Source organism: Clostridium thermobutyricum, assembly GCF_000371465.1.
GTDB lineage: Bacteria > Bacillota > Clostridia > Clostridiales > Clostridiaceae > Clostridium > Clostridium thermobutyricum.
In genome coordinates, this window is record NZ_KB850956.1 from 1,647,543 (window position 1) to 1,661,940 (window position 14,398).

At 25.8% G+C, this 14,398-nt stretch carries 16 protein-coding genes; 4 read left to right on the plus strand and 12 right to left on the minus strand.

What is annotated here, in order from left to right; genetic code table 11:
• Positions 1–99 precede the first annotated feature (99 nt).
• The 5 genes from asrC to HMPREF1092_RS07690 form a co-directional block, all read right to left on the minus strand.
• Entirely contained in the window at positions 100–1,080 is a 981-nt protein-coding gene (gene asrC, locus HMPREF1092_RS07670; RefSeq protein ID WP_002598082.1) for a sulfite reductase subunit C, read from the minus strand.
• Positions 1,081–1,098: 18 nt separating this feature from the next.
• Complete coding sequence (asrB, locus tag HMPREF1092_RS07675) at positions 1,099–1,896, minus strand: anaerobic sulfite reductase subunit AsrB (protein WP_002598083.1); 798 nt, start codon at positions 1,894–1,896, stop codon at positions 1,099–1,101.
• The gene (asrA, locus tag HMPREF1092_RS07680; protein ID WP_002598084.1) at positions 1,889–2,905 is read right to left on the minus strand and encodes an anaerobic sulfite reductase subunit AsrA; all 1,017 of its coding nucleotides are present in this window, start codon (positions 2,903–2,905) and stop codon (positions 1,889–1,891) included. The genes asrB and asrA overlap by 8 nt, the downstream gene beginning before the upstream one ends.
• A gap of 110 nt (positions 2,906–3,015) precedes the next feature.
• Positions 3,016–3,699, minus strand: a complete 684-nt coding sequence (locus HMPREF1092_RS07685; protein ID WP_002598085.1) for a Crp/Fnr family transcriptional regulator — start codon at positions 3,697–3,699, stop codon at positions 3,016–3,018.
• A gap of 116 nt (positions 3,700–3,815) precedes the next feature.
• Entirely contained in the window at positions 3,816–4,592 is a 777-nt protein-coding gene (locus HMPREF1092_RS07690; RefSeq protein WP_002598086.1) for a formate/nitrite transporter family protein, read from the minus strand.
• Positions 4,593–4,732: 140 nt separating this feature from the next.
• Here HMPREF1092_RS07690 and HMPREF1092_RS07695 point away from each other — a divergent pair, with 140 nt between their 5' ends.
• Both HMPREF1092_RS07695 and HMPREF1092_RS07700 read left to right on the plus strand, forming a co-directional pair.
• Complete coding sequence (locus HMPREF1092_RS07695) at positions 4,733–5,350, plus strand: undecaprenyl diphosphate synthase family protein (RefSeq protein WP_002598087.1); 618 nt, start codon at positions 4,733–4,735, stop codon at positions 5,348–5,350.
• 1 nt (position 5,351) lies between these two features.
• The gene (locus HMPREF1092_RS07700) at positions 5,352–6,797 is read left to right on the plus strand and encodes a phytoene desaturase family protein (protein WP_002598088.1); all 1,446 of its coding nucleotides are present in this window, start codon (positions 5,352–5,354) and stop codon (positions 6,795–6,797) included.
• Between the two features lie 4 nt (positions 6,798–6,801).
• Here the strand turns inward: HMPREF1092_RS07700 and HMPREF1092_RS07705 are convergent, their stop codons facing one another.
• From HMPREF1092_RS07705 to HMPREF1092_RS17665, 4 genes are all read right to left on the minus strand, one after another.
• A complete protein-coding gene (locus tag HMPREF1092_RS07705; RefSeq protein WP_002598089.1) occupies positions 6,802–8,223 on the minus strand; it encodes an ATP-binding protein in 1,422 nt (473 codons plus the stop codon).
• A complete protein-coding gene (locus tag HMPREF1092_RS07710; protein WP_002598090.1) occupies positions 8,207–8,905 on the minus strand; it encodes a response regulator transcription factor in 699 nt (232 codons plus the stop codon). Before HMPREF1092_RS07710 ends, HMPREF1092_RS07705 begins: the two co-directional genes overlap by 17 nt.
• A 72-nt stretch (positions 8,906–8,977) precedes the next feature.
• Positions 8,978–10,330: a sodium-dependent transporter gene (locus tag HMPREF1092_RS07715; RefSeq protein ID WP_002598091.1), complete on the minus strand. Its 1,353-nt coding sequence runs from the start codon at positions 10,328–10,330 to the stop codon at positions 8,978–8,980.
• Between the two features lie 141 nt (positions 10,331–10,471).
• A complete protein-coding gene (locus HMPREF1092_RS17665; protein ID WP_278244355.1) occupies positions 10,472–10,597 on the minus strand; it encodes a hypothetical protein in 126 nt (41 codons plus the stop codon).
• A gap of 122 nt (positions 10,598–10,719) precedes the next feature.
• Between HMPREF1092_RS17665 and HMPREF1092_RS07720 the strand changes: the two genes are divergently transcribed.
• Positions 10,720–11,649 (plus strand): lactonase family protein, encoded by a 930-nt coding sequence (locus HMPREF1092_RS07720; RefSeq protein WP_002598092.1) that lies wholly within the window; start codon positions 10,720–10,722, stop codon positions 11,647–11,649.
• 41 nt (positions 11,650–11,690) lie between these two features.
• Here HMPREF1092_RS07720 and yidA read toward each other — a convergent pair whose 3' ends face one another.
• Positions 11,691–12,500 carry a sugar-phosphatase gene (gene yidA, locus HMPREF1092_RS07725; protein WP_002598093.1) on the minus strand — a complete coding sequence of 270 codons (810 nt, stop codon included), beginning with the start codon at positions 12,498–12,500 and terminating at the stop codon, positions 11,691–11,693.
• A complete protein-coding gene (locus HMPREF1092_RS07730; protein WP_002598094.1) occupies positions 12,493–13,044 on the minus strand; it encodes a TVP38/TMEM64 family protein in 552 nt (183 codons plus the stop codon). The genes yidA and HMPREF1092_RS07730 overlap by 8 nt, the downstream gene beginning before the upstream one ends.
• Positions 13,045–13,317: 273 nt before the next feature.
• On the opposite strand from HMPREF1092_RS07730, the gene ytaF reads away from it, so the two are divergent.
• Positions 13,318–13,935: a sporulation membrane protein YtaF gene (ytaF, locus tag HMPREF1092_RS07735; protein WP_002598095.1), complete on the plus strand. Its 618-nt coding sequence runs from the start codon at positions 13,318–13,320 to the stop codon at positions 13,933–13,935.
• Between the two features lie 29 nt (positions 13,936–13,964).
• Here ytaF and HMPREF1092_RS07740 read toward each other — a convergent pair whose 3' ends face one another.
• On the minus strand, positions 13,965–14,378 hold the full coding sequence (locus HMPREF1092_RS07740) for a DUF3785 family protein (RefSeq protein ID WP_002598096.1): 414 nt from the start codon (positions 14,376–14,378) through the stop codon (positions 13,965–13,967).
• Between the last annotated feature and the right edge of the window lie 20 nt (positions 14,379–14,398).

The following is a 14,398-nucleotide window of genomic DNA, read 5'->3' on the forward strand; positions in this document are numbered from 1 at the left end:
TAACTAAAGTTATTTTTTTCTACATATATATATTATAACTTTTTACTTATATTAAAAAGCTGAATTTCAAAATGAAATCCAGCCTTTAATAAATTTATATTAGTAATTTTGAGTATTTGGATATTTTATTCCGCTCCAATATACATTGTTTTTAATTATTACTTTATCACTTAATTCAACACCTTCAAGAGCCCATTTTTTCCACTCCATGAAGCCTGTTCTGTCAATAATATATCCAATATGCTCTTTTCCTTCTGGTGCATCTTTAGATATATATTCTTTAACATATTTATAAGTATTTAAAATTATTTTTAATATACTATCTTCGTCAGCCCAAATTAAGAAATCTTCTGCAATTCTTGGGTTCTTTTTACCAGTTCTACCCATTATTGCTAATCTATAATATCTTTCTTTACTTCTAGTCCAAGCTCCTGTAGGACATTCAATAACACATTGTCCACATCCAATGCATTTCATTGGATCTCTAACCACTTTATAATTTTCTGCTGATAATGCTCCTGTAGCTTTCTTTTTACAAGCTCTTACACAAGCACCACAACTTATACATCTGTTATATTCATATTGTGGTTCTGTCATTCCTATTATTCCAAAGTCATGCATTCTTGCTTTTATACAGTCATTTGGACATCCTGTTAAAGCAATTTTAAAGTGTAAGTCATTTGGGAAAATTGCTTTTTCTATTCTTTTAGCAAAATTTGTTGTATTGTAATTACCAAAAGGACATACTTTATTACCTATACATGCAGTTACATTTCTTGTTCCTGAAGCTGAATATCCTGTTCCTTCTTCAACTTGATTTATTTCTAAACCTTCAATTACTTCTTGAAGCATTTCATTTACTTTATCAACATTTTCCATTTTAATTCCTGGAATTTCAAATCCTTGTCTTGCAGTAATATGAAGGCTTCCATTACCATATTCTTCTGATATATTTGCTAATGTTTTTAAATACTTAGCATCTATATGCCCACCTGGAACTCTTACTCTTGAAGCAGTAATTCCTCTCTCTTTTGTATATCTAAAAGCATTCTTTTTTAATTTCTTTAAATTTATATCCATGCCTGTCCCTCCACACAACTAATCTATTAGAAGTTTTCCTTTTGTATAGTTAAATACCGGTCCATCTAAGCAAATGTATGTATCATCTATTTTACAATGTCCGCATTTACCTAATCCACAGCACATTTTTCTTTCTTGAGAAATCCAAATATTTTCTTCTTTAATTCCTCTTTTTAAGAATTCTAAAACTGTAAATTTCATCATCATAGGAGGTCCTACAACTATAACTTGAACATTTTCCATATCTTTTATCTCTAATTCTGGTATGAATTTAGTTACAAGACCTGTGTGACCTTCATAACCTTCATCAGCTGAATCTACAGTAACTATAAGATTACTTAATTCATTTTTCCATGCTTTTAAATCTTCTTTGAAAAGAGCATCTTTTGGTGTTTTAAATCCAACTATAAGAGTTGATCCTTTGCAATCCTCTGGATTTTTAGCGAAATGATCTATAACACCTCTAACTGGTGAAAGTCCTGTTCCACCTGCAACTACTACTATTTCTTTTCCTTTATAATTTTCTATATCAAAACCATTTCCATAAGGGCCTCTCATGAAAAGTTTATCTCCAACATAATTGTTAAATACTTCATTTGTTACTTTACCAACTTTTCTTATTGTTAAATCAACAAAATTTTCTCCTATTCCACTTACTGAAATTGGAGCTTCCCCAAACTTAGGAATTGAAACTTCGAAGAACTGTCCTGGCTTAACTTCTCCTTTAAATTCCATTCTAAAAGTATATTCTATTTCTGTATGCTTTATAACATCTAATATAGTAGATGCATATGGTATATATTCATTTCTATTCATTTGAAGTCACCTCATCCATTGCTTTTCTTAATTTATTTACAGCACCTGGCATGCTTATATATTGTGGACAAATATCATCACATCTTCCGCAACCAGTACACATGTGGTATCCCCATCTCTTTTTGTAATCATATACTTTATGCATTACTTTAAATCTCATTTTGTCTCCATTTGGTTTTCTAAATTCATGACCACCAGCCATTGTAGTGTATCCTTGAACTTGACATGAAGCCCAAACTCTTCTTCTTTCACCAGCATTTTTATTATCTTTATAGAATATATCTTGCATTGTATAACAAGTACATGTAGGACAAACAAAGTTACATCTTCCACATGCTATACATCTTTCAGTATATTCATTCCACATAGTTGATTTAAAAATTCTAGTATCTATATTTTCTGGTATATCCACTTTAATTGTGTTTTCTTTAACAAATTCAGGCATAACTTCACAGTCCATTTTTTGTAAAGAACTTACAGCTTCTTCTATATCTTTATCTTTTACATCTAAATATACAAAATCTTCATCAACTTTTAAATAAGCATCATAAGAATCTGTTTCATTTGTCCCCATTGAAACACAGAAGCAATTTTCAAAGCTATTTGGACATCCAATTACTATAAATTTAGCTTTTTCTCTTACTCTTTTATAGTATATATCTTCAAATCCATTTCTTAAATAAATATCATCAAATCTCTTAATAGCGTGCATATCACAACTTCTTAATATTATTACTGGAGTAAAATCTTCTCCTTTTGCTTCTTTAAACTCATCTTCAGTAAAGAAAAATAAAGTTTGTGTAATTGGTGTTATTATTTCCTTTGATGAAAAATCAGATTTTTTATCAAAAACAATCTCTGATAAGTCTTTTATTTCTCCATATCTAATCATGTCTGTTTCAGAAAATCTACCTTTTCCCTCAAAGACTTTTGGAGCAAAAACTTTTACTTTAGGTGAGATACTTCTTATTAAGTTATCTACATCCTCTTTTCTTAATTTAATCCCCATAATAAAACTCCTTCCAAATTAAAAACATAAAACCACATTATTTTAATGGTGCCTATTTTCTCTATGGAAGTTATTATAAACAATTATCTCTTTTTAAACTGTAATCTTTATCACAGTCCTTTAAAATAGTCTGACAATTTATCTCTATCTACAATTATAATATCTTTATTATCTTTTATTATAAATCCATCTTTAACAAGAGAATTTATTCCTCTTGATACTGTTTCTCGCGGCATTCCAAACATTTCCGAAAGATATGTAACACTTATTTTTATATTTATTCTACATCCTCTACTTTCCATTACTCCATAATCTTTAGAAAGTTTCCAAAGCTTTGCTGCAAGTCTTTTCTCTATTTTTAAAGGAGTCGAATTTTTTATTTGTCTATATGTTCGTCTTAATTTTTTACTTAATCCTGTTAACACTATTTTTGTTAACTCAAAATCTTCTTCCATTATATCTAAAAAATCGAATTTATTTATGCTTATAAGCTCTGCTTCTTCAAATACTTCACAACTTACTGACGAAGGTAAATCATCTATTAAAACTTCATTTAATATTTCATTTTCTCCTAATATAAATATTATTTTTTTATAAGAGTTTTCTGAAAATTTATATAATGAAACCTTACCACTTTTAACAATGTAAATATTATTTGTTACTTCTTTTTCTCTAAATATATGCTCACCTTTTTTTACTCTATTTAAATCACTATAAAGGCTTAATTTCATTAATGTACTTTTTTTTAAATTTTTAAAAAAATCTATTTCTATTAAATTTTCTACATTAACCATATCAATCTCCTATCCTCTTTATATTTATTGTATCTATTATAACATTTACTATGTATTTTATTCTTTATAAAAAAAATTAAAAAGGTGTTAACATTAAATGTTAACACCCTCTCTATCTATTTTTTTACTTTTGTTTTTGAAATCACATAATAAGGAAAAGCTACAAATAAAGCACCACCTATTATATTTCCTATAGTTGCAAAAAATATATTATAAATTGCTCCACCTATACTCATAAGTTCAGATGCTTCTCCTAATAATCCAATCATAAAAAGTGACATATTAGCAATACTATGCTCAAATCCACTAGTTACAAATACAAGAAGACAAAGAAAAATAACAATTATTCTAGATGTTTCTTCTTTCATTTTTATAAAACACCAAACTGCTATACATACAAGAATGTTACAAAGAATTCCTCTAACTATTATTTGTTCAAAAGGAACATTTATTTTTGTTAAAGCTCCTTCAACTATATATTCAGCAACTATTCCTTTATTTAATCCAGAAAATTGAAATAATAAAGCTATAACTGCCGAACCTATAAAATTACCTAAATAACTAAAACACCAGATATTTATAACATCTTTTTTTGTAACTTCATTTTCTAATAAGCCACCTGTCATTACAAAATTATTTCCTGTAAAAAGTTCTGCTCCAGAAAACATTACAAGTACTAAAGCCACACAAAAAACACTTCCCATTATAAGTTTTGTAGCTGGCGAATGATATTCATTAAATTTAGCTCCTACTGTGTATGCAAGAATTATAGCTAGTCCAACAAATAATCCAGCAAGAGTTGCTGCCATTATGTACGCCTTACTATTATCATAAAAGAAATCCCTTTTCTTTTTTGCACCATCTACTACTTTAAAAAAATCTGAACTATACATTATATCCCTCCCAATAAATTCTCCTATTTCACTATACATAGTTTATTTACAAAATTCAATATTTTTATAAATTTATTAGGATAAATTTTCTTTATTTGTTAATAATAAAAATAAATTAATTTTAAAGGAGAAATAGTTTTATGAGAATACCAAATCACATAGGAATAATTCCAGATGGTAATAGACGTTATGCAACCTCTCTTGGTTTAACCAAAGATTGTGGTTATATTCATGGTATATTGCCAGGACTTACTCTTTTTAAACAATGTCAAAAATTAGGTATAAAAGAATTAACTTTTTACGGATTTACTCTTGATAATACTAAAAGACCTTCAATTCAAAAAAATGCTTTTACTGATGCTTGTATAAAATCTGTAAATTTAATTTCTAAAGAAAATGCTGAAATTCTTGTACTTGGAAATACATCTTCAAAAAATTTTCCTAAAGAACTTCTTCCTTATACTAAAAGAAAAGTTTGTGGAAAAGGTGGAATAAAAGTTAATTTTTTAATAAATTATGGCTGGGAATGGGATTTAAAAAATTATACTAATTCATCTTCAATTATGTCTAGTGACATTTCTAGAATAGATTTAATAATTAGATGGGGTGGTAGAAGACGTTTAAGTGGATTTCTTCCTATTCAATCTGTTTATTCTGATTTTTATATAATAGATGACTTTTGGCCTAATTTTAAAGAAACACATCTTTTTGAGGCTTTAGAGTGGTATAACACTCAAGATGTTACTTTAGGTGGATAATATGAAAGATGCTATTGTAATTGGTGCTGGAATTGCTGGTTTATCTTCTGCTTTAAGACTACAAAGCCAAGGATATTCAGTCACTATAATAGAAAAAAATTCATTTATTGGAGGAAAAACTAGTCTTATAAATAATAAATATAATAGTTTTAATTTGACTGCAACTATGCCAATTCTTTCCAAATCTCTTTTTGAGCTTTTTAATGAAATAGGTGAAGATCTAAATTATTATATTAAATATCAAAGGTTAGATCCTTTTTGTAAAGCCTTCTTTAAAGATGGAACTTCATTTGAATTTTCATCAGATTTAAAAAATCTTTCTGAAAATTTATCTAATGAAGATTTTGAAGATTATTTAGATTTAATTTGTGATGCTAAGGATATTTATTCGAATAAGTCCTTTAATACCCCAAATTTCAAATTAAGTTTTAAGAGTTTATATAATAAGGTTAATTTATCTAATACTTATAATTATTTTAGAAATCATTTATCAAATCAAAATTTAGTAGAAGCTCTTACTTTTCAAAGTATGAAAATAGGAACTTCTCCTTTTAAATGCTTTACTCCTTCTTCTCTCATGCCTTTAATAAATAGTATTGAAGGCTTCATAGAAATAGAAGGTGGTATTAATAATTTTGTTAAGTCACTTAGCAAAGTATTTTTAAAACGTGGTGGAAAATATTTATTAAATACAGAAGTAAAATCTTTAAATTTTAAAAATAATACATGTATTGGAGTCTCTACAAATAATGGTAAAAATTTAAACTCTTCTATAGTTTTATGTACATCTAATTTTCAATATACTTTAAATAATTTAATTCCACAAAAGTTTAATACTGAAAATTATGCTTTTTCAAAATTAGAAAAAGAACATATGACTTCCTCTAGATTTGCTATTTACCTTTCAATAAAAAAAGAGTTTCCACAATTATCTACTCATAATATTTTTATAAATAAGGATTTTAAAGAAAATATAAATGCTTGTTTTAAAGGTGATATTCCTAAAAATCCACATCTTTATGTATACAAAGATAGTTTTAAAAAAGGTATTACAAATATGAGTGTTATACTTAATGTACCAAACCTTTTATATTTAAATGAAGATTTTTGGACTAAAGATAATATTTTTAAAATTGAAGATTTAATTTTTAGAACTTTAGAAGATTTTTTTAAAGTTAGACAACTTTCTACATTTATCTTAGATAAAATTTCTATATCACCTATAACTTATAAAAAACTTTTTAACACTTATAATGGCAATTTTTATCAAACATATCCTAACAATTCTAATGTAGATTTTTCAGAACCTAAATGTAAAATAGAAGGTATAAATAACCTTTATTTTTCTGGAGAATCTATAAACGTTGGTTCTGGAATTTATAATGTTTTAAAATCTTCTAAAATCGCTGTAAAAACTTTAATAGATGATATAAAAATAAGAAAGTAAATATTTACTTTCTTATTTTTATTCTAAATTTAGCTCCTTTTTTACTATCTAAAAGCTCTATTATTCCATTGTGATTTTCTATTATTTTTTTAGTTATTGATAAACCTAACCCTGTTCCTCCATCAGTTTGTCTGCTTTCATCTCCACGGACAAATTCATCAAAAATAGTTTCTTTTATTTTATCGGGAACTCCAACTCCATCATCTTCAATATCTATATTGTAGCTTTCATTATCTTCTTTTAAACTTATATAAATATTTTTTGCATTTTCATTATATTTAAGAGAATTTTCAATTATATTACTTATAGCTCTCTTAAAAAGCCTTATATCAATCAAATGGAACTTAGATTCTTCCGGTATATTTATATGAAGCTCTATTCCATCTTCTTCAATCTCTTCATAATATTCAACTATTATAGTTCTTAAAAGCTCACAAATATCTACCTTTAAATAATTAAACTTGAAACTATTATTTTCTAACTTTACAAATTCAAAAAGGTCTTCTATAAGGCCACTTACTCTCTCACTTTTTTTATAAATAGCATTATAATATTGTTTTTTCTGCTCTTCACTATCTAACATTCCTTGACTTAAAGCAGCAGAATAACTTTTTATTGTTGTCATTGGCGTTTTTATATCATGAGAAAGGTCTAATAAAAGCTTATTTTTACTTTTTTCAAGCCTTCTATTTTCTTCTTCACTATTATTTAATTTTTCTATTAAATAATTTAAAGTATCTCTTATTCCTTCAAATTCTTCCTCACCTTTAAATTCTATCTTCTCACTGTAATTTCCATTAATAATACTTACTAATGCATTATCAATCTCAGTTAAAGGTTTTTTAAGTTTTCTTGCAGTATATATACTATATAATATTATAAATAAGATTGTCGCTCCTGCTGCAATTGAAATTACTTTTCCATATTCTTTATAAAATGGTTTACCCACACTAAAAGGAAGTTTAAACAAATTCAGATTTAATCTTAATTTATCTTTTGGAATTCTGAGTAAACAATAATACTCTTGATTATCTTTATCTTTAACCATATTCATTAATATTCTATATTTTCCATCTTCTTTTCTGGTCGCTAAATTAAGAAGTTCTGCTTGAGAATATCTATTACCTTCATGAGGTATTTCTCCATACCTTTTTACTATAACCCCATTTTTATTTATTATTTCCATTTCACCATTTAATTCTTTTAATTCTTTTATATTTATGGTTGTATAATCTATATACTCTCCTGATATTACATCTATTAATGGCAAGCTATTCTTTTCTATAACCTTAGGTAATTCTAGTGCTATATAAAGATATGCTATTGAGCACACTATTCCTAATACTATTACAAAAGAAACATATCTTTTAAAAACCGATACTATAAGTTTTTCTTTTTTTCTATTAAATCTAAATATTTTTTTCAAATCTGTAACCTAATCCTCTTATAGTTTTTAAGTATTTAGGTGTTCTTCCATTGTCCTCAATTTTATCTCTAAGCCTACTTATATGCACCATTATTGTATTATCTCCCCCTAAGAAACTTTCGTTCCATACTTCCTCAAAAATTTGGTTTTTAGTTAAAATCCTTCCTGAGTTCTCCATAAAATATTTTAATATTTTATATTCAATTGAAGTTAATTCTAAGTCATTTCCCTTAAATTTGACTTTAACATTAAACTTATCTAAAACTATATCTCCAATCTCTATAACATCTTTTTCATTAGCTTCACCATCTGTTAATTTATAAACTCTTCTTATCTGAGCTTTAACTCTTGCCATAACTTCTAATGGATTAAAAGGTTTTGTTATATAATCGTCAGCTCCTACATCAAGTCCTAATATTTTATCATCATCCTGACTTTTAGCTGAAAGTAATATTATTGGAATATTACTTTCTTTTCTTATTTCTTTTAATACTCTATATCCATCAATTTTAGGCATCATTATATCAATAATTGCTAAATCTATTTTTTCTTTTTTTCTTATATTTAAAGCTTCAACACCATCTTTTGCCTTTATTGTTTTAAATCCTTCTTTATTTAGATAAAGCTCTAATACATCTAATATTTCTTTTTCATCATCACACAACAATACTGTATATTCCATAGCATCATCCCCATCTTTATAATAAAAAAGAATCCATAGTAATATGGATTCTTATATAGATTATATCATATTTTATATAAATGTCTTTAAAAATACTATTAAAACTAATATTGGTGTAATATATCTTATAGTAAAAAACATTATTTTTACTATAGCTTCATTTTTTATAGTTCCATTGTTAGTTAATTGATTTTTTATAGTATCTCTACTTACAAAATACCCAATAAGTATAGTTACTAAAATACCGTTTATAGGTAAAAGAATATTTGAAACAATATCACTAAATAAGTTAAAGAAAGTATCTCCAAAAATCTTAAATTGTCCTAATACTCCTTCAGGATTTGCTGATAATGCAGCTAAAATCCCAAAAGCTACTATTATAACTATATTTATAACTATAGCTTTTTTTCTTTCAATTTTAAATTGTTCTGTAAATGTTGCAATAAGAACTTGTACAATTGAAATAGTTGCCATTGTTGCTGCCATAGCAGTTAAAAGGAAAAATACTATTCCTAATATTGTTCCACCTGCCATTTTTGAAAAAATAAGTGGAACTGTGTTAAATAAAAGCCCTGGACCTTGAGATGGTTTAAGACCAAATGCGAAAACTGCTGGAAATATTGCAAGTCCAGCTATAAGTGACACACAAGTATCTGCAAGAGCTACTTTTACACCAGTTCTAATAAGATTATTATCATCTGTAAAATAACTACTATATGTATACATTGATCCTGTTCCTACTGATAATTTAAAGAATGCTAGTCCAAGTGCTGAAAGAACAACACTCAAGTTTACTTTAGAAAAGTTTGGTTCTAATAAAAATTTAATTCCTTGCATAGCTCCTGGAAGAGTTACACTTCTAATTGCACAAACAATAAGAAGTACTACAAGTACAGGCATTAATATTTTAGTTATTTTTTCTATTCCACTCTTAACGCCCATGGCAATAATAATACCTGCAACTATTAAAGCAACTATTTGCCATACTATTGGCCCTAATGGTCCTACACTTGCTTCATTGAACATATTTACTGCTCCACTCGCTGTTATACCTTTAAAGCTACCAGCTAACGCTTTAAACACATAACAATATACCCATCCTGATACTACAGTATAGAAAAATAACATCATATAAGATGCTAAAAGCCCAATAATTCCTATAACTTTAAACCCTTTTTTATCAGTAACATCTGAAACTGCACCATAAATATTTTTTCTAGTACTTCTTCCAACAATAAATTCACTAATTAAAGTAGGTATTCCTATTATAAGTATACAAATCAAATAAATTATAATAAAAGCTGCACCACCATTTTCCCCTACTACAAAAGGAAACATCCATATATTTCCTAAACCAACTGCCGAACTTAATGTTGCAAAAAATACTGCAAGTCCAGATGAAAATTTCTCTCTATGTTGCTCCAATTAAATCATCTCCATTTCTACTAAAATTTTAATACTTATTGATTATATAACGAAATTTATTAAATATACAATAATTTTGTTAAAAAAAATAATACCATCTCTAAACTTTTTTAAAAATGGTAATATTTTTTTAATATCATATTAACTCAATGTCATATAGTGTATTTCGATAAATACAATAAGATTATTAGCACACAATTCATTCATTACAAATATATTTTCTTTAGTTAAAACCGAAAATGCTGGTAAATTTTTTGGTATTTTCAATGGAATAATATCCCCTCCCATTTTATTAAACTATATTTTTACTTAAAAAGAAATTTTTATATAACTTTTCCATTTCTTCTTTAATGTTATAATAAAGTAAATTCACTTTAAGGAGATTTTATATGAGTAAAAATTTTTTAATTGGAACATATACAAAAAAATATAGTAAAGGAATATATAAATTTACTTTAGATTCAAATGATAATGGAACATTTGAAAAAAGCTTTAAACTTCATAACCCAACTTATATAGATATAAAAAATAATTTTCTCATTTCTTCTCATGGAGACTCTAATACTGGTGGTATAGTTTTATTTTCATTAAAAAATGAGTCTCTCATACCATTAGATAAAGCTGAAGATTTTAATTGTCCTCCTTGTTTTGTTGAAATTTATAAAGATTATGTTTTATCTTGTAATTATCATCAAGGATTATTCATTTTATATAAAATCACTTCAGATTATTCTTTACAAAAACTAAATTCTATTTCTATAGAAAACGGAAAACTTCATTGCTGTAGAGTATATAAAGATAAACTTTACATTGTAGATTTAAATAATTCTAATTTAAATGTTTATAGTTTTCCAAACCTAAAACCAATAACTAAAATAAACTTTGAAAAAAAATCAAAACCAAGACATTTAGATTTTAAAGATAAATTTGTTTATTTAATCACAGAAGGAACCTATGAATTATTTCAGATAGATACTGATACATTATCTATATCTAACAGTATAAAACCTTTAAATTTTAATAATTATTTAGAAGGAGCTGCTATTCATATATATGATAATTTTATTTATACATCTGAAAGAAAAACTAATACTTTCTCTGTATTTAAAATTTTAGAAAACAACAGCTTAAGGCATATACAAAACTTTTCTTATAAAAAAATAAATTCTCCAAGAGATTTTATCTTAGATGGTAATAAACTATTTTCTTGTAATTTAAAATCAGATTCTATTTCTATATTTAGCTTAAAAAATGGAATAATAGATAAATTTTCTAATGAAATCCCAATTCCAGAACCTATTTGTATAAAAAAAATATAAAAATAAAACATGTCCAAATGAATATTTGGACATGTTTTTTACTATTTATCTAAAACAAATTTTTCAATTGCTTTTGCAACACCGTCATTATCATTAGTGTCAGTTATGTAATCTGCAATTTCTTTTAACTCATCTGAACCATTTTTCATAACAACACCAAGTCCTGCGTATTTTATCATAGGATAATCATTCATTGCATCACCCATTGTTATTACTTCTTCTCTCTTTATATTTAAATGCTCTGCTAAAAGTTTAACTCCAGCACCTTTATCTGCATTTTTATTAAAGAATTCTAAGAAGAATGGAGCACTTCTTGCCATACTATACTTATCACTTAATTCTTTTGGTAATTTTTTAATTCCAGCTTCTAAAATTTCTGGTTCATCTATCATCATTATTTTTATTATATCTTCATTATTATCAATATTATCATGGCTAACTTCTGTTAATGTTATAAAGTTTTGATCTGCTTCATATTGAGTATATTTACTATTTTTAGGAGTTATAAGCCCTCTTTCTTTTGAAAACGCATGAATATTTACTCCTATTTCACGACTTAAATTATAAAGATAACTTAAATCTTCTCCTTTTATTGTAACATCACAAATAACTTCTCTTGATTTACTTTTTTGAACTAAACAACCATTATAACTTAGTACATAATCATCATCACTTAATAAATCTAATTCCTCTAAATATTTTAAAAGTCCATCTATTGGTCTTCCTGATGCTAATACTACATAAACACCTTTTTTTCTTGCTTCTTTTATTGCTTTTTTAGTTCTTTCAGATATTTTTTTATCACTTGTTAAAAGTGTTCCATCCATATCTATTGCTATAAGTTTATACATTACTTGTCTCCTTTTTAAATGTTTTATAAATTAAATATACAGCTAATACGCCTATAATCAACTGAATATATTTTCCTCCACTTTTTAATATTCCATAACTAACTAACATTTCTAATCCTATAGATGGGATTTTACCAATGCAAGTTGCAAAAATATATCTAAAATCATCTATCTTACTTAAAGCTGCTGCAAGTGTAACTATTCCTGATGGAATAAATGGAATAACTCTAGCTTGGAAAATTAAAAAAGTAGCTTTATTTCCTTCACTTTCTGAGATTTTCTCTAAAATTTTATATTTAGAGAATCTTTTTTCGATGCTTTCCTTTAAACCTTTTTTATAAAGTTTAAAACTTATATAATTTCCTATAGTTTCTCCTAATAAAGAAACTATAAATCCAATAAAAGGTCCAAAAAATATAAGATTTGCTCCAGTGACAAAAACTGAAGGAACTAGTCCTAAAATTGCAATTATTATACTTATTAATATACTTATAATAATTGCATATTGACTATACTCACTTAATAATCTTAATACATTATCCATTCTCAACTTCCCTTCTTTTACTCTTTTAATTATAAACTAAACTAAAATATATGGCTACTTCAAACCTTATAAAACTTAGAAATCCTATCTAAAATTTTAGAATTTTCTTATTATGCATTAACAACCTTTTAAAAATATATTACATATATAACTAAAAAGATTTAATATATTTTATAGCATGGAAGTAATTAGAAATTCCTTTTTTGTCGATTAATGTAGCAAGCTCAAATCTAATACATATACTATATTAATCAATTTATTTGAGGTAAAAAAATGAGTATCTTTATTTTAGTTATTTCACTTATATTAGATTCTTTTGTTACAAGTATAGCTTATGGCTCTGATAATATTAAGATACCAAATTCCTCTATTATTTTAATTAATTTCATTTCAGCTTTAATGCTTACTTTAGCAATTTTATTTGGTATATCTTTAATGAATTTTATTCCAGAAGGACTTCCAAATAAAATAAGCTTTATAATATTTTTTTCACTTGGTTTATACAAACTTTTTGAAGTATTAATAAAAAAATATTTTAAAAAGTTTTCACTTCATAAGAAACCTTTAACTTTTAAAGCTTTTGATATGAAATTTGCTTTAAATGTTTATATAGATGAAAAATCTGCTGACTTCGATAAATCAAAGGCTATATCATTAAAAGAAAGTGTTTACTTATCTTTAGCATTATCACTAGATAGTTTAGCAGTTGGAATTGGTATTAGCTTTATGCAAATAAATTATGTACTTCTTATAGTACTTTGTTTTATTTTAGGAGTACTTTCTTTTAAATTTGGAATATTATTAGGGAAAAAATTAGTTAGTAAAAGAGAAATTAATCTTTCATGGCTTTCAGGTCTTATTTTGCTTTTAATCTCTTTTACTAAACTATAAAAGAGCTAGAAAACTATTCTAGCTCTTTCTTATACTACTAATTCTTCTATTTGTATTATGAATTTACCACAATTTTTACATATTATTATGCTTACTATATAGCTATCATCTACTTCACCTAAAAGTTCTAACTTATGATATGTTTTACCTTCATAATCTTTATCTATATTTGCTATAACATATTTTTTATTTTTAGTATATATATAGAAAAATCCTTCTACATATTCACTTACATTTCTTTTCTCTTTAAAGTTACTATCACAACTATCACAAGATGAGCTATAGTAAGCTTTATCAAACTCTAAATTTCCTTCATTTAAAAGTCTTAAAACTTCATTTAAATCAAAACCTTCAACTGGGGATTCTTCATCATTTATTAATTCTAATAAACTTTCTTCGTTTAAAATATATTCTTTTTTTTCAAAATTAAATTTGTACTCCATTTTACTCCTCTTTTCATTTT

Coding starts and splice junctions, on each gene's coding strand:
- asrC (WP_002598082.1), bottom strand. CDS start 1,080: ATGGATATAAATTTAAAGAAATTAAAAAAGAATGCTTTTAGATATACA.
- asrB (WP_002598083.1), bottom strand. CDS start 1,896: ATGAATAGAAATGAATATATACCATATGCATCTACTATATTAGATGTT.
- asrA (WP_002598084.1), bottom strand. CDS start 2,905: ATGGGGATTAAATTAAGAAAAGAGGATGTAGATAACTTAATAAGAAGT.
- HMPREF1092_RS07685 (WP_002598085.1), bottom strand. CDS start 3,699: ATGGTTAATGTAGAAAATTTAATAGAAATAGATTTTTTTAAAAATTTA.
- HMPREF1092_RS07690 (WP_002598086.1), bottom strand. CDS start 4,592: ATGTATAGTTCAGATTTTTTTAAAGTAGTAGATGGTGCAAAAAAGAAA.
- HMPREF1092_RS07695 (WP_002598087.1), top strand. CDS start 4,733: ATGAGAATACCAAATCACATAGGAATAATTCCAGATGGTAATAGACGT.
- HMPREF1092_RS07700 (WP_002598088.1), top strand. CDS start 5,352: ATGAAAGATGCTATTGTAATTGGTGCTGGAATTGCTGGTTTATCTTCT.
- HMPREF1092_RS07710 (WP_002598090.1), bottom strand. CDS start 8,905: ATGGAATATACAGTATTGTTGTGTGATGATGAAAAAGAAATATTAGAT.
- HMPREF1092_RS07720 (WP_002598092.1), top strand. CDS start 10,720: ATGAGTAAAAATTTTTTAATTGGAACATATACAAAAAAATATAGTAAA.
- yidA (WP_002598093.1), bottom strand. CDS start 12,500: ATGTATAAACTTATAGCAATAGATATGGATGGAACACTTTTAACAAGT.
- HMPREF1092_RS07730 (WP_002598094.1), bottom strand. CDS start 13,044: ATGGATAATGTATTAAGATTATTAAGTGAGTATAGTCAATATGCAATT.
- ytaF (WP_002598095.1), top strand. CDS start 13,318: ATGAGTATCTTTATTTTAGTTATTTCACTTATATTAGATTCTTTTGTT.
- HMPREF1092_RS07740 (WP_002598096.1), bottom strand. CDS start 14,378: ATGGAGTACAAATTTAATTTTGAAAAAAAAGAATATATTTTAAACGAA.